At 69.5% G+C, this 19,350-nt stretch carries 18 protein-coding genes; 9 read left to right on the forward strand and 9 right to left on the reverse strand.

Annotated features, from left to right (window positions below; genetic code table 11):
- Window positions 1-88: 88 nt before the first annotated feature.
- The gene (locus tag HH310_RS06125; protein WP_169174435.1) at window positions 89-871 is read right to left on the reverse strand and encodes a DnaJ C-terminal domain-containing protein; all 783 of its coding nucleotides are present in this window, start codon (window positions 869-871) and stop codon (window positions 89-91) included.
- 16 nt (window positions 872-887) lie between these two features.
- Between HH310_RS06125 and HH310_RS06130 the strand changes: the two genes are divergently transcribed.
- From HH310_RS06130 to HH310_RS06140, 3 genes are all read left to right on the forward strand, one after another.
- Complete coding sequence (locus tag HH310_RS06130) at window positions 888-1,364, forward strand: hypothetical protein (protein ID WP_169174436.1); 477 nt, start codon at window positions 888-890, stop codon at window positions 1,362-1,364.
- Between the two features lie 174 nt (window positions 1,365-1,538).
- Window positions 1,539-1,829, forward strand: coding sequence for a hypothetical protein (locus HH310_RS06135; protein WP_169174437.1), 291 nt, complete (start codon window positions 1,539-1,541; stop codon window positions 1,827-1,829).
- Window positions 1,830-1,894: 65 nt separating this feature from the next.
- A complete protein-coding gene (locus HH310_RS06140; RefSeq protein WP_169174438.1) occupies window positions 1,895-2,638 on the forward strand; it encodes a hypothetical protein in 744 nt (247 codons plus the stop codon).
- Between the two features lie 111 nt (window positions 2,639-2,749).
- Here HH310_RS06140 and HH310_RS06145 read toward each other — a convergent pair whose 3' ends face one another.
- Window positions 2,750-3,472: a hypothetical protein gene (locus tag HH310_RS06145; RefSeq protein WP_169174439.1), complete on the reverse strand. Its 723-nt coding sequence runs from the start codon at window positions 3,470-3,472 to the stop codon at window positions 2,750-2,752.
- Complete coding sequence (locus HH310_RS06150; protein ID WP_169174440.1) at window positions 3,465-4,061, reverse strand: RNA polymerase sigma factor; 597 nt, start codon at window positions 4,059-4,061, stop codon at window positions 3,465-3,467. Before HH310_RS06150 ends, HH310_RS06145 begins: the two co-directional genes overlap by 8 nt.
- 67 nt (window positions 4,062-4,128) lie before the next feature.
- On the opposite strand from HH310_RS06150, the gene HH310_RS06155 reads away from it, so the two are divergent.
- On the forward strand, window positions 4,129-5,313 hold the full coding sequence (locus tag HH310_RS06155; protein WP_169174441.1) for a YncE family protein: 1,185 nt from the start codon (window positions 4,129-4,131) through the stop codon (window positions 5,311-5,313).
- 1,295 nt (window positions 5,314-6,608) lie between these two features.
- Here HH310_RS06155 and HH310_RS06160 read toward each other — a convergent pair.
- Genes HH310_RS06160 through HH310_RS06180 form a run of 5 tightly spaced genes read right to left on the reverse strand, consistent with a single transcriptional unit; the run spans window position 6,609 to window position 11,920 of the window.
- Complete coding sequence (locus HH310_RS06160) at window positions 6,609-7,019, reverse strand: PPOX class F420-dependent oxidoreductase (protein WP_169174442.1); 411 nt, start codon at window positions 7,017-7,019, stop codon at window positions 6,609-6,611.
- 10 nt (window positions 7,020-7,029) lie between these two features.
- Window positions 7,030-9,003 (reverse strand): response regulator, encoded by a 1,974-nt coding sequence (locus HH310_RS06165; RefSeq protein WP_169174443.1) that lies wholly within the window; start codon window positions 9,001-9,003, stop codon window positions 7,030-7,032.
- Complete coding sequence (locus tag HH310_RS06170; RefSeq protein ID WP_169174444.1) at window positions 9,000-9,422, reverse strand: response regulator; 423 nt, start codon at window positions 9,420-9,422, stop codon at window positions 9,000-9,002. The genes HH310_RS06165 and HH310_RS06170 overlap by 4 nt, the downstream gene beginning before the upstream one ends.
- Window positions 9,419-10,585, reverse strand: a complete 1,167-nt coding sequence (locus tag HH310_RS06175) for an ATP-binding protein (RefSeq protein WP_169174445.1) — start codon at window positions 10,583-10,585, stop codon at window positions 9,419-9,421. The genes HH310_RS06170 and HH310_RS06175 overlap by 4 nt, the downstream gene beginning before the upstream one ends.
- A gap of 30 nt (window positions 10,586-10,615) precedes the next feature.
- Complete coding sequence (locus HH310_RS06180; protein WP_211191829.1) at window positions 10,616-11,920, reverse strand: hypothetical protein; 1,305 nt, start codon at window positions 11,918-11,920, stop codon at window positions 10,616-10,618.
- Window positions 11,921-12,119: 199 nt separating this feature from the next.
- Here HH310_RS06180 and HH310_RS06185 point away from each other — a divergent pair, with 199 nt between their 5' ends.
- From HH310_RS06185 to HH310_RS44715, 5 genes are all read left to right on the forward strand, one after another.
- Window positions 12,120-13,949 carry an L-lactate permease gene (locus tag HH310_RS06185; protein ID WP_169174446.1) on the forward strand — a complete coding sequence of 610 codons (1,830 nt, stop codon included), beginning with the start codon at window positions 12,120-12,122 and terminating at the stop codon, window positions 13,947-13,949.
- 128 nt (window positions 13,950-14,077) lie between these two features.
- The gene (locus HH310_RS06190) at window positions 14,078-14,902 is read left to right on the forward strand and encodes a serine protease (protein WP_169174447.1); all 825 of its coding nucleotides are present in this window, start codon (window positions 14,078-14,080) and stop codon (window positions 14,900-14,902) included.
- Window positions 14,903-14,985: 83 nt separating this feature from the next.
- Entirely contained in the window at window positions 14,986-15,348 is a 363-nt protein-coding gene (locus HH310_RS06195; protein WP_169174448.1) for a type II toxin-antitoxin system RelE/ParE family toxin, read from the forward strand.
- Window positions 15,345-15,662: a helix-turn-helix domain-containing protein gene (locus tag HH310_RS06200; RefSeq protein WP_169174449.1), complete on the forward strand. Its 318-nt coding sequence runs from the start codon at window positions 15,345-15,347 to the stop codon at window positions 15,660-15,662. Before HH310_RS06195 ends, HH310_RS06200 begins: the two co-directional genes overlap by 4 nt.
- Window positions 15,663-15,786: 124 nt before the next feature.
- Entirely contained in the window at window positions 15,787-17,637 is a 1,851-nt protein-coding gene (locus tag HH310_RS44715; protein WP_312033866.1) for a phosphatase PAP2 family protein, read from the forward strand.
- Window positions 17,638-17,723: 86 nt separating this feature from the next.
- Here the strand turns inward: HH310_RS44715 and HH310_RS06210 are convergent, their stop codons facing one another.
- The gene (locus tag HH310_RS06210; protein WP_169174450.1) at window positions 17,724-19,343 is read right to left on the reverse strand and encodes a metallophosphoesterase; all 1,620 of its coding nucleotides are present in this window, start codon (window positions 19,341-19,343) and stop codon (window positions 17,724-17,726) included.
- Between the last annotated feature and the right edge of the window lie 7 nt (window positions 19,344-19,350).

Raw genomic sequence — 19,350 nt, forward strand, 5'->3', positions numbered from 1 at the left:
GACGACACGCATTCTTAAGCCGGCCGATGTCCTCCCGACAGTTGCTCGCGCTGCCGCAGAGACGACATGACGCGAAGTGGACAACCCGTCAGCGCGGGTTGAAGTCCGATGTCTCCGCCAGCTTCTGCCACAGCTCGCGGTCCGCCTTGGAGAGCTTCCGCGGGGCCACGACCTTCAGCTCCGCGTAGAGGTCGCCGGCACCACCGCGCGGGTTCGGCAAGCCCTTGCCGCGCAGCCGCAGCCGCCGTCCGGATGCGGAACCCTCCGGGACGCGTACGTCAAAAACGCCGCCGGGAGTCTCGACCGGGACCTTCGCGCCGAGCACCGCCTCCCAGGGCGCCACCGGCAGTTCGACGGTGACGTCGCGGCCCTCGATCAGGTACCGCTCGTGCGGGATGAGCTGGATCACCAGGTAGACGTCGCCTTGCTCACCCTCGCCGGCCGGCACCCGGACCATGTCACCGTCGGCGATGCCCGGTGGCAACTCCACGTCGATCTCGCGGATCCCGCTCAGGGTACGCAGCGTGAAGTGGCGCGGCCCACCGGCGTACGACTCCTCGACGCTCAGCTCGAGCCCCACCTGGATGTCCGCGACCGCCGAGGCGAAGCCACCGAAAAGGCCGCCGAACAGGTCCTCCAGGCGGATCCCGGGCGCGGCCGGCGGCTCGTCGTACTCGGCCCGCTTCTTCGGGTTCGAGAGCGTCTCGTAGGCCTCGTTGACGCGCTTGAACGTCTCCTCCGCCTCGGGGTCGGCGTTCACGTCCGGATGCCACTGCCGGGCCAGCTTCCGGTACGCCCGCTGGATGTCCGGCTGCGACGCGTCCCGCGGCACACCCAAGATCTCGTAATAGTCCGTCGTCGTGCTGGGCACCTGCGTTGCTCCTCTCGTGCAAGGTAGTGAGCAGCAACGCGCGGCCCGCTATTCCCGCACGTCGATCGCGGCCGGGCTGGCGGCCGCGCACGCGCAGGGCCTGGTGCACCGCGACATCAAGCCGACCAACGTGATCCTCGTGCCCGGCGGGGCGAGAGTGGTCACCAAGACCGTGACGCTGGGCACTCCCTCGCCGTCGGCACCGCAGCGGTCCGCGTCACAGTCGCCGTCGAGCCCGCCGCCGCCCACTCGCGCGTCGCCACCGGTTCGCACGTTCTCCGCGGAAGCCGGCTCGATCCAGGCATCTTGCCCCACCCCTGGAGCCGCGCGGATTCTCGACGTTTCGGCAACGCCGCCCTACAAGATCGACGACTCTGACCCCGGTCCGGCGGCGGCCGCGTTCGTCATATTTCGGCGCGGCAAGACCCAACTCACGATGACCGTCACCTGCGACGGCAATGAACCGACAGTAACGAGGACCACATCCCCGTAAACAGTTGTAAATGCTCCCAGATGACATCGACCCGGCAAGGGGTGTAATCTTCGCGTACGGACCGGCACCTTCCCCCGTGGGTGCCGGTCCTTCTATGTCCAGGCACCGATCCTTTTTTGGCCCGCGTCGGCGTGCCGACCTGCGCTTGTGGCGGCGGATCGATACGGTAACGCCGTGGCATCGACCGACCGGCGCATCGTGGTGCGGTCGCTTCCTGCCCTCATCGCCCTGCTGGTGGCGCTCTTCGTCGCCCCGCGGGCCACCGCTGCGGTCGCCGGCCCCGATGCCCGTCCGCTCACCCATTCCGCCCTCGTCCAGGCCGATCCCCCGGCCGCCGCGACGAGCGAGGCGAGCTCCACACTCGACGACCAGTCCGGCACCGTCGTCGCCGACACCACCCGCGTTCTTCGCAGCCAGCGCGTCACCGGCCCGGCCGGCTCGCGCGCCCCGCCCGCCGCTCGCTGAGGCGCCCGCGCGCGCCTCGATCGGGTGTGGCCGGCAGACCTTCGAACACGGGCGGGAATTCTTTCATGAACATCGTTGCGAACATGCTGTTGAACGAGCCGGCCCCGGCGGCGATCTGGGCGGTTCTGATGGTTCTGACGCTGCCGGCGCTGCTGTTGCTGGGCAGTCCGCACGGGGTGCGCAGTCCGCGGCGGGCGCTGCGCGACATCGTCGACATGGTCCGCGAGCGCGGTGAGCACCGCCGCCGCCGCGACGAAGACGCCCGGCAGGCCAACCGGTACGCCGACGAGGTGCGGGCCGCGGCCGACCGGGCCTCGCTGGCCGCCGACCGCTGGCAGGAACACTGGGAGCGGGCCGAGCACGACCGGGAGACCGCCTGGTACGCGTGGCTCGACGCGGATGAGCGGCTGCGTGCGGCCCGCGCGGCGGCGGCCTGGGGCACGCCGTGGTCGCCGCGGACCACGAGCGAATACGCGGCGCGCGAGACATATCTGCATCGGGTGGTCACCGCCGCCGCCGGGCGTGGCGAGCTGCCCGCCGGCGCGGTGGCCGACGCACTCGCCGGGCGGGGCGGCTGGGATGCCCGGCTGCACCCGCTCGAGCAGGATCTCGCGGTGCGCCAGGCCGCGGCTGCTCACCTGCGGGAGGCGTACGAGGAAAGCATGGGGGTGGAACTCGCCGTGCGGCACGACGCCGAGCTGGCCGCCCGGGCGCGCGAAAGCCTGCGCCGGGAGGCGGCCGATGCCCTGACGGTGCGGCCCGCAACCGGCGAAACGATGCCGGCCGTGGCACTGCTGGCCCACGCCTGATTCGGATTCCGGCAACGACAGCGCCACCGCCCGCGCCCGATCCGGCCAAGTGCAGTGGGATGATCAGGCCACCCCGCAGGCGACAGCGCCACCGTCTGCGCCTCATCCGGCCTACCGCAGCGACAGCGCCACCGCCCGCGCCTCATCGAGATTGGTGAGTCCCTCCAGCCGATAGGTCACCGACCCGTCGATCCAGATCAGCGTCGGGGTGGCGAGCCGGGCGGTCTCGGTGTGCTGCTGCCCGTCCCGTCCGACGTAGGTGACCGCGTGCGGCTTGGGCAGCCACGCCCCCAGCACGTCGGTGCTCAGGATGACCGGCTCGGCGTCGGGCGTCGTCTTCAGGAATGAGAACTCCACCCGCCCGTCGAACTGATCGAGCCGCACCGCACCGCCGCGATAGATCAACGTGACCACGCGGGGAGCGCCGGACGCGTCCTGATCGGCGAACTGCACCCGGTCCGGTGCGCCCAGCGCCGCGGGGACGCGTACCGGGAAAAGGGCGACCCGCCGCGCCTCGTCCAACGCTGTGCTCCGCAGCGACGGCAGCGGGCTCGGATGGGCGGGCAGCGGCGCGGATTCCTGGTTCACCTCGATGCCGGCCGCCCGCAGCAGACCGCCGACCACGTCGACGACCGCGGCCCGGGCCGGAGCCACCGCGACGATCGTGCCGGCCACCGCCGCGACGACGGCGGCGATCCACCCGCGTACGCGCCGGCGCTGCCGCACCGACCGGCGCAGACGGTCCCGCACCGCGGCCCGCTGATCGGCCGCGTCCGGCACCTCCAGGAAGGTGCCCAGGCCGCGCAGTTCGGCGATGAGCTCGTCGTCAGGCACCGGGCACCTCCCCCACCGGCAGAAGCTCCCGCAGCCGGGCCAGCGCGCGGGCGGTACGTGACTTGACCGTGCCCTTGGCCACCCCGAGCGCCGCGGCCGTCTCCTGCTCCGACAGGTCCAGCAGGAACCGGCAGACCAGCACGTCACGGTCCCGGTCGGCGAGCCGGCGCAGCTGCTCGACGAGTTGCGCGCGGCGTTCGTGGGCGATCGCCTCGTACGCCGGATCCGGGACGTCGGCCTCCGGACCGCCTCCGGTTGCGGCGCGCAACACCAGGCCCTCCCGGCGTTTGCGGGAGCGGTGCAGGTTGCGGGTCTCGTTGGCGACGATCGCGAGCAGCCACGGTCGGAAGCCGGACTCGCCGCGGTACCGCGACAACTGGCGATACGCCTTCACCAGGGCCTCCTGCACGACGTCGTCCGCGTCGTCGCCGGCGCCGAGCAGCACGGCGGCCCGGTGCGCGGGCACGGTGTAGCGGGCGACCAGGACCTCATAGGCCGCCAGGTCGCCCGCGCGGGCACGGCTGACCGCGACCGCGTCGGTCAGTTCGCCGGACTCGTCCAGCCTCGCCACCTCCATCAGCACCGACATTGCATGGACACCGCCAATCGCGGAATGGTTCCGGGAACCTTTCCTTCGTACGCGGTGTCGACCGGACATGATGACCAGACGAACCCTGCTCGGCGGCGTCGTCGCCACGGCGGCGCTGGCCGGATGCCGGGAGCGTGTCGTTTCGGCCGCTCCCACCGGCGTACGGGATGTCCTGCTCGCCTCGACCCGGCAGGGCCTGGCCCGGATCGACGCCGCCGGGGTCCGCGGACTAGGTGTCGCCGAGGCGAGCCGGGACGGCCGGTTCGTCTACGCGCGGTCCGGCGACACGGGTCTGCTCCAGCTCGACTCGGTGGCCGGTGCACCCGTCCGCAGCACGACGCTCGGGGGCGGATGGGTACCGCGCGTGGTCTCCGACGACGGCCGGTCCTGCGCGCTGACCCGACCGCGGGCCGGCGGCCGCACCCCGTTGCTGATCGCCGGTCCTCTCGGCGAACGAACATTCGATTTATCGGGCACCATCGAGCCGGACGCCTTCACCCAGGACGGCACCGGCCTGTTCGTGCTGGATTGGCTGCCACCGACCGCGCCCGACCGTTACCGTGTGCGCCTGCTGAACCTCACCACGGGTTCGCTTGAGCCACTGTGGACACGCGAGAAGCTGCCGATTCCGCCCGGCGCCGAGGAGGAGATGCGCGGGGAGGGCAGGCAGGCCGTGCTGTCCGCCGACCGCCAGATGCTCTACACGCTGTACACGCACCAGCCCGGCCACCAGCACACGCGAAACCTGCTGGCCGGGACGCGCGCGGACGTGCACGCGTTCGTCCACTGTCTCCACTTGATGCTGCGCTGGGCGTACTGCCTGGATTTGCCGCATCCGTTCGGCTCGGGCCCGCCGTCCGCCTACGCTCTGGCGGCCGACGACCGGCACATCGCGGTCCTGGACGCCAGTTCAGGTTCCCTCGCGTACGCCTCGACGACCGACCTGACGCTGCAAAGCGTGACGGAGGTGCCGTTCCCGGTGCGGTCCGGGCCTGCCGGGTTGGCGCTGTCCCCCGACGGCCGGGTGATGGCGGCCGCCGGACGCTCCGTGACGGTCCTCGAGAAGGCGTCACCGGGGGTGAAGGCCCGCTGGACGCTGCCGGGCGGCGTGCAGGGGATGGCGTTGTCGGCGGACGGGGCGCGCTTGTACGCCGGCGCCCCCAACGCGGTGACCTGGCTGGACACAGCGACCGGCACCGAGGCCGGAACCACCAGAGTCAACGGCCTGACCGCCCTACGCCACGTCACGTGACCAGTGGCGACGGCGGTCGCGCCCTCAGGCGGCATCCGCGACGTGCAGGTCAGCGGCGTGGCCGCGACGTCCAGCTCAGCGACGCGACCACGACATCCAGCTCAGCGACGCGACCACGACATCCAGGTCAGCGACGCGACCACGACATCCAGGTCAGCGACGCGACCACGACATCCAGGTCAGCGGCGTGGCCGCGACGTCCAGGTCAGCGGCGCGACGGCGACGTGCAGGTCAGCGCTGCGACCGCGATGTGCAGGTCAGCGGCGTGGCCGCGACGTCCAGGTCGGGGGCATGACCGCGACGTGCGCGTCGGGGGCGCGCGAGGTGCCGCCGGTTGCGCGGCGGTTGTGGTTGCGCTGGGCTGCCATGGCGGCGCGGCTGCCGGGTTACGCTCGCTGCCGCCAGTCCCGGCGGGTGCAAGACACGCTCGGCGGCCGTCGCCGCTCAGCCACCTCACAAACGCCCACCGCCGCCAGGCTCCTCGGCTGCACACGAAACCTCGGATGCCATCGCCGTCCAGCCACCTCACAACGCGCGCCACCACCAAGCCCCGGCCGCCCACGACACCTCGGGATGCCATCGCCGCTCGGCGGCCGCTTGACGCTCCCACTATGTGGATATCGCTACCGCATCGTGGATCCGTTGCAGACCTTGGAGAGTTGCGCCCACATATGAACCACAACTCTCCAAGGTTCACGTCGAGCCACCAAAAGCCCGTGAACAAAAGCCTCACCGAAGGAGAAATCAGTCTCCACAGTGGATGAAAATCCCACATCGCGGAAGCGGATTCACGATGTGGGAGCCGGTCCTAGATAGCGGTCACCTGTCCCAAATGGTGGCACCAAGGCTGCCCGCAAACGACCGCAACCGTAGACATGGTGCCGCATGGCCCGGTCGGCGAATCCGGACAGGAATACATTGGGGAAATATCGGATATATGCGAATATTACTAGAGCAGGACTCAGAAAGCGTGATCGGCGCCGCTTATGGTTGTCGGCGACCACGCTGCCATGGCGGACCGAAATCGCGATGCGCTACCCACGCCCGGCCACCTCGACATAGCCAGAAGCCGCAGCGCCTTCCGCAGATCGCTCGGCCATCTCCGGCCCGCAGTCCGCCGGAAATATCGGATATGCGTGAGGTCAGGTTGACGGCACGCCTGGCTTCACAGCACGCCCCGGATTGACGGCACGCCCGCACGTTATGCCAGGGACGGCACGCCCGGCTTGGCGGCGCGCCCGGCTTGGCGGCGCGCCCGGCTTGGCGGCGCGCCCGGCTTCTTGGCGCCGGCGGTGCTACGAGACCACGCCTACGATTCCGCCGCCCTCTACCAGGATGAGCTTGGTGGGAGTGACGGACAGGATGATGCGGACGTCGGCGTCGTCGATCGGGTAGACGATGCCGTAGCGGTGCTGTAAGCCCTGGTAGAACGACGCCGTCGCGTCGTCCTCGGTGATTGTTACGGTGCCTCGGACCTCGATGGAGCGCAGCGGGTCCGCCGGGTCGATGATTGACAGGGCGATCCGCGGGTCGCGCTCCAAGTTGCGGAACTTCTGGCGCTTGCTGGTGTGCGTCATGCGGATGTGGGTGCCGTCCCAGTCGAACCACATCGGGCTCGACTGCGGGCCGCCGTCGGTGCGGACGGTTGCCACGTGGGCGTACAGCGGCTTCTCCAGCAGGTCGGCATGGCTGGCGGGTGGTTTCATAAAAAGAAGCCTACCCACGGTGATTCGGAGCGCCTGCCAGCAGCTGGTTCAGCGCGGCCAGGAGCTGCTCGGTCTGGAACGGCTTGTGCAGCAGCGGGGCGTCGGCCGGCATCTCCTGGCCGCCGGGGGCGGGGCCGCTGGTGTAGCCGGACATGAACAGCACCGGCAGCGTGGGGCGGGTGCGGCGCAGCTCGGCGGCGAGCTGGGTGCCGGACATCCCGGGCATGATGACGTCCGTCAGCAAGGCGTCTAGCTGCAAGTCTTCCGCGGCGCACAGCTTCAGCGCCTCCTGCGGGTCGGGCGCCGCCCGTACGTGGAAGCCGGCCTTGGTGAGGATGCGGACGACGATGTCGCGTACGCCGGGCTCGTCCTCGACCACCAGGATGCGCCGGCCGCCGCCGTGTGTGGAGGCGCCCTTGGCCGCGAGAGGTGCGGCGGGAGAGGCGACCGCGGCGGCGGGCAGGCAGACACGCACGGTAGTGCCCCGGTCCACTCCGGACTCCAGGCTGATCGTGCCGCCGGCGTCGGTCACCACCCCGTACGCGGTCGCCAAGCCCAAGCCGGTGCCCTTGCCGCGGCCCTTGGTGGTGAAGAACGGCTCGAAGGCGCGCGCCGCCACCTCGGCCGGCATGCCGCTGCCGTTGTCGGTGATGGTCAGCGTCACGTACGGGCCGTCCACGCCGGTCTCGATCGTGAGCCGGCCCCCGTGCGGCATCGCGGCCCGCGAGTTCATCACCGCGTTCATCAGCACCTGTTCGAGCTTGGACCGGTCCATCACGATGGGTGGCAGGTCGAGGCTCAGCATGGTGGTGAGCTCGATGTCCTCGCCGAGCGTGCGGGCCAGCAGGCGTTGCATGTCGGCGGCCACCACGTTGAGGTCGAGCGTCTCGGGGCGCGACGGTTCCAGGCGGCTGAAGATGAGCAGCTGCCGGGTGAGTCCGCTGCCGCGCGCGGCCGCCTGTTCGATGGCCTGCGCGTCGGCGTGCAGCGAGCCGTGCGGTTCCAGCTCCTCGCTGAGCATCGCCGCGTACCCGGAGATGACCGCCAGGATGTTGTTGAAGTCGTGCGCGATCCCGCCGGCGAGCTGGCCGAGCGAGTCGAGACGTTCGGATTGGCGCAGTTGCTGTTCCATCTCGGCGCGGTCCTGTTCGGCGCGGACCCGCTCGGTGATGTCGCGCATGATGCCCTCGACGGCGCGGCCCTCGACCGCGCTGGCCCGCTGTTCGATCCACACCGGGCCGCCGCCGCGCCGGTGCCAGCGGATCGCGAGGGTGCCGGGTTGCGGCGACGACCAGGACTGTTCGAGCGCGCCCTGGTCGGCCGGGTCGACCAGCCGGAAGATCAGGCCGGGGTCCGCATAGAACTGTTCCGGCGGATATCCGGTGATCGACTCGACGGCGGGGCTGAGGTATTCGAAGCCGGGCGGGTCCAGCCGGTACCGGAAGATGACGTCGTGGGCGTGCTCGGCGAGCAACCGGAACCGCTCCTCGCTCTCCCGTAACGCCTCCTCCGCGCGCCGCCGGTGCCGCCGTTCCGCCGCCTCGTGCAGTTCGCGCTGCACCGCGGGGGCGAGCCGGGCGAGGCGGTCCTTGAGGACGAAGTCGCGGGCACCGGCGCGCATCATCGCGGCCGCGGTCTCCTCGCCGACCTGGCCGGACACGAGCAGCAGCGGAATGTCGGCGTCGTGCCGGCGTACCTGGTCGAGCGCATCCTCGGCGCGCAGCCCGGGCATGTTGTAGTCGCAGATGACCACGTCGGGGGTGCGGGTGGCGAGCGCGTCGGCGAGGTCGGCGGCGGAGTCGGCTCGCGCGTAGGTGACCGGCAGCCCGGCCCGGGTGAGACGGCGGATGATCAGCACGGCGTCGTCGTCGTTGTCGTCGACCACGAGCACGTGCACCTCGGCCGCCGACGAAGCCGCCGACGAAGCCGCTTGCGAAGCCGCCTGCGAAGCCGCCGGAGAAGACGCCGCCGGAGAAGTGGTCATCGCGCACCGGCCGGGATCAGCAACCAGTACACGCCCAACGCGTTCACCGCCGCCACGAACTCCTCGAACACCACCGGCTTTCGTACGAAGCTGTTCGCGCCCAGCCGATAACTGGTGACAATGTCGCGCTCCTCATTGGACGTGGTCAGCACGACAACCGGGAGGTGGCAGGTGCGTTCGTCGTCGCGGATCCGGCGCAGCACCTCCAGACCGTCGACCTTGGGCAGCTTCACGTCGAGCAGCACCAGCGCGGGATGCAGCCCCTCGGATCCGTCCTCGGGCAGCAGGTGAGCGAGCGCCTCGGCACCGTCGGAGGCGACCACGATCGCGTTTCGGATGTGGTTCTTCTTGAAGGCCCGCCGAGTGAGCAGCACGTCGTCGGGGCTGTCCTCGACCAGCAGGATCGGCCTGTCGCTCATCGGATCTCCCAGTCGGCCGGGGACGGGGTCAGGCTGAACAGGAAGGTGGCGCCCTCGCCGGGCACGCCGTCGGCGCGGATCTGACCGCCGTGCCGGGTGATGATGCGGTGCACGATCGCGAGGCCGATCCCGGAGCCTTCAAACTCGCTCGCCGCGTGCAGTCGCTGGAACGGATCAAACATTTTACTGGCATATTTCATGTCAAAACCGGCACCGTTATCCCGTACGGAAAAAATCTCGACGCCGTCGCGCACCAGCGATCCGACCTCGACCGTCGCGTCCGAGCGATGCCCGGTGAATTTGAACGCGTTACCGAGCAGGTTCTGCAGCACGAGACGGATCAGGTGCGGATCGCCCTGGGTGCTGAGCCCGTCCGGGATGCGGAACTCGACCGTACGGCCGGGCTCGGTGGTGGCCAGCTCGTGCGCGACCTCGCGGGCCAGAGCGCTCAGATCGGTGTGCTCGCGCCGCAGTTGCGAACGGGTGGCCCGGGACAGATGCAGCAGGTCGTCGATCATCTGGGCCATCCGCCCGACGTTGGCCTGGATGCGCCGCAGATAGCCCTGCGCGTCCTCGTCGAGCTCCTCCGCGTAGTCCTCCAGCAGCACCTGGCTGAAGCCTTCGAGCGAACGCAGCGGGGCGCGCAGATCGTGCGAGACCGAATAGGCGAACGCGTCCAGCTCACGCGTCGACGCCTCCAGCTCGGCGGTGCGCTGCCGGACCCGCATCTCGAGCTCGTCGTTGAGCCGGCGCACCTCCTCCTCCGCGCGCTTGCGCTCGGTGATATCGGTCGAGATGCCACAGACCGCGTACGCCCGTCCGACCTCATCATGCAGCGGAAACTTGACGGTCACGTACGTGTGCAAGCCGTCCTCGCCGGGCGCCTCCTCCTCCACCTGTACGGGCACACCGCGCGCGATCGCCTCGAGGTCGTTGTGCCGGAACTCGTCCGCGATCGGCCGCGGGAAGAGATCATGGTCGGTGAGCCCCACGATGTCCTCGCGACGCAGCCGGAACAGCCGCTCGTACTCGTGGTTGACCAGCAGGTAACGGCCGTCGGCGTCGCGCATGTAGATCACCGCGGAGGTGTGGTCGATGAGCGCCATCAGCTGCTCGTGACCGACCTCGACGCGGGGTCGGCCGCCCGCCGTCCCGGTGCTCATCGCGCCCTCATCGCCGCTCCCCCGCCCACGTCAGCCCACCAGGGCGACCGAGATCAGCTCAGGATGCGACCGTACGCCGTCGCAGCGGTTGATTTGGGGGAAATCGGCCACTACGGCGCGCAGCGGGGCCAGCGGGTGGTCCTGGCGCGCCCGGGTCAGCCGCTCCAGGTACGTCTCGTTCATGCCGGTGGTACCGGACCGGTTGGACACCAGCCGCCGGTCGCCGGCACCCGCCTCGTCGCGTCGCCGCTGCGGCTTGAACAGGAACTTCTTGCTCAGCATCAGATGCGCACCGGCCGCTCGGGCGTGCGCGGTGAGCAACCGGTACCAGTCCGCCAGGGCGGGGTCCTCGCCGAGCAGCTGGCGCAGCCGCGCGGGCGGGGCGGCACGGAGCTCGCCCGGGTCGATGCCGAGCCCGGTGAGCAGGCGAAACGGCAGCGTGTCCCGGGCCATCAGGTCCTCGATGGTCGTGCGTTCCCGGGACAGCAGCGCGGGGAAGAGCCGGCGCACGTTGTGCTCGTAGCCGGGGATGGCGATGCCGAGCAGGAAGTCCCGTTTGAGCGCCTCCGGGTCGAGCGCGCCGCTGGGCGGGATGTCGCCGACGGTCCAGTGCACCGCGAACTGCCGGAACACGTCCATGAACTGCTCCGGCGGCATGCTGCGCTCGGGCGGCAACACGGCGAAGTCGAGAAACAGCTTGCGGAGCGCCATCATCAGGTCGGCGGCGAGGCGTACGCGGCAAACGGCATGCTCACCCACCAGGCCGGCGCCGTCGTGGGTGAGGGGTTCGAGCACCTCGTTGACCGCGAGCTCGATCGCCTCACCCTGCTTGACCAGCACAAAGAAGCGTTCCTCGCCGGACGTTCCGGTGTAGCTGCGGACGTGGCGGTCGTCGAAGACGCCGGGCAGGACGGACAGCACCTCGTCGCCGCGCCGCACCTCGATGGTGCCGACGTTCCAGCGGACCAGCGACGCGTAGCTGTCCCGCCCGTAGTGGCCGTCGCCGGTGTGCTCGGCGAGCGCCGCGAAGTAGTGCCGGAACGGGATCTCGTCGCTACCGGCCGGTAATCCGTCGAAGGCGCGTTCCGGCAGCTCTTTCCCGCCGGGCGTCCATTCCTGGTAGTGCCGGGCCACCGAGGCGCCCAGGAAGCCCAGGCGGACCACGAGCCGGCGGGCCTCGTCCCGGCTGAGCCGGGTGATCGACGGGAGCCGGGGAAGCAGCACCTCACGGGCTTGTCCGGCGAGGGATCCGGGCGGGATAGCGCCATCGAGAATCGCCTGGTTAAGCCGGGGAAGTTCCGCATCGACCCATTCGTCCACCTGGCGCAGAAGCAACAGTCCACCACCTTCGCAGGCTTTCCGGTCCTGTCGGCGGCTATAACGATTTTCTTAGCGGGCCGGGCGCCCGGTGTTGAGATGGTCGCCCCAGTTGCCATGCCTCGTCCGGCGCGTCCGATAAACAGCGTCGTCGGGGGGTGGTTCCTTTTTGTACGCCGGTGCGCAAATATGAAGATCTGAATATCGACGCATCTGGATGGCGACCATGCTCGAACAGTTCCGGATCGTGACCGACCCCGTCGGCGACTCGGTGGGCGTCTCGGCGATCTTCGCGGTTCTCCCCCTGCTCACCCTCTTCCTCCTGCTCGGCGTCCTGCGCATGAGAGCGTGGCTCGCCGGCGTGATTTCCCTGGTGGTCGCCCTGGTGGTGGCGATCGTCGTGTATTCGATGCCGGTCGGGCAGGCCCTGCTGTCGGCGAGCGAGGGCGCCGCGTTCGGCTTCTTCCCGATCCTGTGGATCGTCATCAACGCGATCTGGGTCTACAACCTGACCGTCGTGAGCGGTCATTTCGACGTGCTGCGCCGATCGATGGAACGGGTCAGCCCGGACATGCGGATCCAGGCGGTCATCGTCGCCTTCTGCTTCGGTGCGCTGCTGGAGGCTCTGGCCGGATTCGGTACGCCGGTGGCGGTCACCGTGGTGATGCTGATGGCGCTCGGTTTCCGGCCGATCAAAGCCGCCGCCGTGGCACTGATCGCGAACACCGCGCCGGTCGCGTTCGGAGCGTTGGCCACGCCGATCGTGACGCTGGGCACGGTCGCGTCGGGTGCCGGTGACGATCCGCGATTGAACACGGACACGCTCGGTGCGATGGTCGGCCGGCAGACACCCGTACTCGCGGTGATCGTGCCGTTGGTGCTGGTCTTCGTGATCGACGGGCGTCGCGGGGTGCGGCAGACGTGGCCGGCCGCGGTGGTGGCCGGGTTCATCTTCGCGGTGGCGCAGTTCATCGCGTCGAACTACATCTCGGTGCCGTTGACCGACATCGTGGCGTCGCTGGTGTCGGCCGCGGCGGTCGTGCTGTTGTTGCGGGTGTGGCGGCCGTCGGCTTCGCCGGATCTGGCCGCGCCACCATCGGAAGCTCCAGCGTCCGCCGGCTGGTCGTCGGCGCCGTCCGACACGTCCGGGCCGCCCGGGGCGTCCGGGCCGTCCGGGGCGTCCGGGCCGTCCGGCTCTTCTCCCGGGTCCGCGCCGCGGGAGCCCGTCGCGGCCGGTGGCGGCCGTGGCCGTGGCGGTGGCCGGGTCGCCGTCGTCGAGCACCGGGATCCGCCGGCCGAGGTGGTGCGCGCCTACGCCCCGTACCTGATCATCATCGCCATCTTCTCGATCGCGAACATCGGGGCGGTCAAGGACGCGCTCGCCTCCTCGCCGTGGACGGTGACGTTCCATTGGCCGGGGCTGGACGTGCTGGGCGCCAACGGCAAGCCGCTGTCGTCGACGACGTTCGCGCTCGGGTGGCTGCCCGCGGCCGGAACCCTGATGATCCTGGCCGGCATTCTCACCGCGATCGTGTTGCGGATCCGGCCACGGGCGGCGCTACGGGCGTACCGGAAAACGTATGTGGATCTGCGCTATGCGATCGTCACGGTGATGGCGGTGCTGGCGTTGGCGTACGTGCTGAACCAATCGGGCCAGACCAATACGTTGGGCGAGTTCCTGGCACAGGCCGGTGGATTCTTCGTGTTCCTCTCCCCGATTCTCGGATGGATCGGCGTGGCGGTGACCGGCTCGGACACGTCGGCCAATGCGCTGTTCGGGGCGTTGCAGGTGCAGACGGCCACAAAGGCGGGTCTCGATCCGCTGTTGCTGGCGGCGGCGAACTCGTCCGGTGGCGTACTGGGGAAGATGATCAGTCCGCAGAATCTGGCGATCGCGGCGTCCGCGGTGGGCATGGCCGGCAAGGAGGGCGACATCTTCCGGCGGGTGGTCGGGTGGAGCCTGCTCCTGCTACTCATCATGTGTGTGCTGGTGGCGCTGCAGGGCACGCCGGTTCTGGATTGGATGATCCCCACGTCCGCTCGTTGACATTGATTCACGCCGATGCGAGGGTACGGCTATTCCGGCGCGGCGGGCGGTAATCCGGCTCGTCGCGCCGTCATCTCGGCGGTGGGTCCCCTCGACCGGCTGCTCGCCGCCCGGCAGAAGGGATCGTCATGCGTTTTCGTCGGGCATTGGCGGCCGTCGGCACCGCGATCGCGGCCGTCACCGCCGTCCTCGTCGGGCCGGCTCCCGCCCAGGCAGCCGTCACACCCACCCTCGCCAACACCATCGCGCTGAGCAATTGCTCGGCGTCGCTGGTGCGTTATGCGAGCTCGGTCAGTTCGGACCGGGCCATGATGCTCACCAATGGGCACTGCTACGAGGGTGGATTCCTCTCCGCCGGGCAGGTGCTGCAGAACCGTACGAGCAGCCGGTCGGGCACGCTTCTCAACAGTGCCGGGCGAGCGGTCACGACGGTGCGGGCCGACCGCGTCCTGTACGCGACGATGACCGGCACGGACGTGACCCTTTACCGATTGACCAGCACCTATTCGACGTTGCAGAGCCAGTACGGTGCGGTGGCGTACACCTTGTCGGCCGCCCATCCGGCGAACGGCGCGACGATCGGCATCCCGTCGGGCTACTGGAAACGCATCTGGAACTGCAAGATTGACGGCTTCGTCGGCACGCTGCGCGAGGACGTGTGGACCTGGCACGACTCGCTCCGCTACGACGTGAACTGCGACACGATCCACGGCACGTCCGGCTCACCCATTGTGGACACCGCGACGGGCCAGATCGTCGGCATCAACAACACGGGCAACGACAACGGCCAGATGTGCACGCTGAACAACCCGTGCGAGGTGAACGCGAACGGCACGACGACGGCGCATCAGGGGCAGAGTTACGGCCAGGAGACGTACTGGTTCAACACGTGCCTGACCAGCACGCGAACGATCGACCTGAATAAGTCGGGCTGCCTGCTGACGAGGCCGTAGCCACCCGCCCAGACCCGCCGGCCGGACTAACTTCGGCCGGCGGTCCAGCACTCGGAACGTTTAGCATATGCTAAACTCGCCCGATGCCACGCGATGAATGGGACATCTACGTCGTCGACGAGGTCCGCGACTGGATCGGCAGGCTCGACCCAGCGACTCGCGTCCGCATCGCCCAGGCCATCGACCTGCTGGCCGAGGCCGGCCCGGGCCTCGGTCGGCCGCTGGTCGACTCGATCCGCGGCTCTTCAATCGCCAACCTGAAGGAGCTGCGCCCCGGCACCGTGCGCATCCTGTTCGCCTTCGACCCCTGGCGTGCAAGCATTCTGTTGGTCATTGGCGACAAAGCTGAGTTGTGGAACAAGTGGTATGAGGAAGCCATCCCCCTGGCCGAACACCGGTACCAGACCTATCTGAAAGAACGCGCCGAGGAGGAGGGCACGCTATGAGCGGCTACACGCGTTGGAGCGACATCCGCAGCGCCTACGTCGAGGAAGCCGGGGGCGAAGAGGCCTTCGAGGCCGGCAAGCAGGAACTGCTCGCCACGGTGGTGGGGCACCGCCTCTCGCAGATCCGCCGCGACCGCGGACTGACCCAGCAGCAGGTCGCCGACCGTATGGGCGTCACCAAAGGCCGCATCTCGCAGATTGAGCAGGGCAAGATTTCCGGGCAGGACGTGCTCGCCCGCTACGCCGCCGCCCTCGGCGGACGGCTGCACCAGGCGATCTACTTCGACGATGGGAACATCGCCGCTATCGCGTAGCCGTTCGCTAGCTGTCGCGGCGGGTCAGGTGGGCCTCCACATGCGCATGCCCGTTGGATGAAGCTTCAATGATCGGACCGGAGAAGTTCGTCTGTGCGTCATTCTCGCGGCAAACGATCGCCGCGTGTCTGACTCGATCTTCCTGAGCCGCCGGGCGCTGTTGCGCGCCGCGGCCACCACCACCGCCGGGTTCGCGGTTCCGTCGCTGCTCACCGGTCGCGCGAGCGCCGCCGCGGCCGCCCCGGCCACGGCAACCGGCAAGGCCTTCATCGACGACTACCGGACCAATGTCGCGGCCAACGAGACCGTTGACACGAACGCCGCGGTCCGCATCCTCGACGACTTCCAGCGCCTCTGGCGTACCGGCACGGCCTGGAACAACGGCACCGTGCTCGACTCGGTCGTGCTGCGCCGGAGCATGCGGTACGCCGCCCAGGTCACCACGCACCGCACCGACGCCGAGGCCGCGGACGCGTTCATCCACGACCGGCAGAACCAGAGCTACGGGGCGATCAGCGGGCTCGGTCCGCTCGACCCGATCTTCAAGGCCGGTTCGCTCGCCGTCACCAGCATCACGAGTGCTCCCACGGGCACGCCGCCCACCACGATCGACGACGTGGTGCCCGCGGACGCCGCGCCCGGATCGGCCCTCGGCGCCGGCTCCACCACCTCGGCCCTGGGCCAGGTCGTGACGCTGGTGAACACGCTGCGCGGCTCGTTCTCCTCGGGTAATCCGGCGAAGTCCGCCTACAACTACCCGCGTCCGTGGCGCATGCGCGAGGACAGCAAAGTGGTCGACACCGGCAAGGTCGACGCGTTGGGGTTCCCGGTCTACGACTCCGACGTGGTGGTCGCGCCGCAACTGCTACGCCAGCGCAGCCTCGACCCGGCCAGCGACGGGGGTTTCCCCAGCGGCCACACGAATGCTTTCCACCTGGCCGCGCTCGCCTTGGCGTACGCGATCCCGGAACGTTTTCAAGAGCTCGTCACCGCGGCGTTCGACCTGAGCGAGTCGAGGATCGTGGCCGGCATGCACTCGCCGGTCGACGTGCTCGGCGGCCGGATCCTCGCGACCGCGCTGGCCGCCGCCATCCTCAGCGACCCGGCCAACGCCGATCTCAAGAGCAAGGCGCACGAGCAGGCCGGCGAATACCTCAGGTCCCAGGCGAGCGATGACCTTTTCGCGTACGCCCATAGTGGCACCACCCGCACCGACCGGTACGCGGATCGGGCCGCCAACCGCCGTCTCGTGGCGCCGAAGCTCACCTACGACCTGCCGCGTGGCCGTTCGACCGCGCCGATGACCGTGCCGGCGGGTGCCGAGGTGCTCCTCGAGACCCGGCAGCCGTATCTGTCCGCGGCGCAGCGCCGGGAAGTGTTGCGGACCACGGCGTTGCCGGCGGGTCATCCGCTGCTGGACGGCCCGGAGAACTGGGGACGGCTGGACCTGTTCGCGGCCGCGGACGGCTACGGGTCGTTCGACCAGGACGTACACGTTTCCCTCGACGCGTCAGCCCGCGGTTTCGCCGCGGCCGACGCGTGGCGCAACGACATCGACGGACGCGGCGGCCTGATCAAGTCGGGCACCGGGTCGCTGACGCTGACCGGCGACAACTCGTATCGCGGCGGGACCACGGTGGCCGACGGCACGCTGATCGCGGGATCGGACGACGCGCTGGGCGGCGGCGACGTCGTGCTGGCCGGTGGCACGCTGCGGGTGGCGGCGGCGCTGCGGCTTCGCGGCGAGTACCGGCAGTCGGCGAGCACGCTGGCCGTGTCGGGTCACCCGCTCGTGGTGGCCGGCGACGTCGTCCTGGGGCACGGCAGCGTGCTGAGCGTCGACGGGCATGGCGGCACGGTGCTGCGGGCTCGGCGAGTCACCGGTCGCTTCGATCGCGTCGTCGTCGAGCCCGGGTACCGCGCGACCGTCCGGTACGGGCGTACGAGTGTGGGGGTTGAAGTGTCCCGCCGCTGAGCCGGCGCGGCGGCCACCCTGTCGCTGTGGGTGGACGTGGAATCGCCTTTCGCGTTCACCTACGGCGTTCACCTTCGAACAGCGGTTCACACCTCGGACACGGTGATCGGCGGCTCGATCAGGTGGACGCGCAGCGGCCTGGACGGAACCAACGTGTCGCCGTCCGGGCGCCACGCGTGGCCGGCCCGGGCCACGCCCAGCGGATAAATGGTGAGCGTGCCGTCCGCGGCGAAATGCATGCGCAGGAAGCTCTTGTAGCCGGTGATGCCCTGAGCGGAGAACAACTCCTCCACATTGACGCCCAGCCCGCCCGCGACGTACAGATACAGGGCTACTACCTCGGCCGCCGCGAATCCGGAAACCGTGCCGTAGATGACGACGGCGGCGAGCAGTGACCACGGCCAATGCCAGTCGTGCGGGGGCAGCGCGTGCCAGGCCCACGTTCCGGCGGCGCCCAGCGCGAGGTGCGCCAGCGCGTGCGAGATTCCGGCCGTCGTTGCCCGCGGCCGGCCGGACTTCAGCAGGTCCATGTGCGCGAACGCGTTCCACGCCGCGACCATCGCGACCACAAAAATGATCAACGGCACCACCGCGATGCGCTGGACCGCGCTGTCGAAACCACTGAACACGACCGCGCTGGCGATGAGCATCAGCAGCAGGTGCGCGCCGCCCATCAGCGCCACGAATCCGGGATTGCGGCGCGGCAGGTTGGCGAAGATGCCCGCCGAAAGCTGCCGCGACCGCCGCTTACTGGGATAGGTTTTCGCCAATTCGTATGTGTGCCGGGGATCGTCGCTGACCGTCTCCGGCGGGGGCACCTGGATCGTGTCCGGCTGGGTGTGCGTGGCGAACAGGAAGGCACCGCCGCCACCGCAGGTGATCAGCTCGCGCGACGGCCCGGAGTAGCGCGCGTAATGATGGTTGTCGCCGGAGAGCATCACCCGGACCTGCGCTCCGGTCGGGGCGATCACCTTATCCACGAGGTAATCGACCGACGCATAGATGCCAGGCATGTCCACCACCTCGACCCAGGTCGGGCTCGGCGGCGCGATAATCACCTTCGAGCGCGGGGTGAGCCGCTGGGCGACCCGGCGGAAATAGGCGAGCTGCGGGTCGTCGATGTAGGTCGAGGCCTGGTCGTCGATCGCGAACAGCCACCAGTCCCCCGGCAGCTCGACGGCGAAATACGACCGGCTCTGCGGGATTTTCCAACCCCCGATGTCCGTACGCCTGGTGCCCGTGAAAATCCGCAGGAACGAGGTGAGCCCGTCGTACCAGTCGTGGTTGCCCGGGATCGCGTACATGCTCGGCGGCTCGCCCTCGGCCTTGGGGAAAGCCGTCTTGAACGGTCCGAGGAACTTGTTCTCGTACGCGTCCGGACCGGGCGTGGGGTAAACCTCGTCGCCGCCGAGGAACAGCATGCCGCCGCGGGGCAGGCGATGGCCCTCGACCTCGAGTTCCGGCCGGGCCACCAGATGCGCGATCGTATAGGTGGCGTCGAATCCGTCACCGGTGTCCGCCACGTAGTCGAGCCACAACTCACCGTCCGGGCCCACCTCGCGATGCACCTGATCCGGAAAGGCGCTCTGCAGCTCACGCTTGTCGAGGAACGAGCCCTGCACGGAGTTGAGCGCGACCCGGATGCCGGTCTTGGCCAGCTGACTGGGGGAAAGCCAGGCGACCGGCTTCTGCGGTTCGAAGTCCACGGCACTA

This window comes from Actinoplanes sp. TBRC 11911 (genome assembly GCF_012933445.1).
Lineage (GTDB): Bacteria > Actinomycetota > Actinomycetes > Mycobacteriales > Micromonosporaceae > Actinoplanes.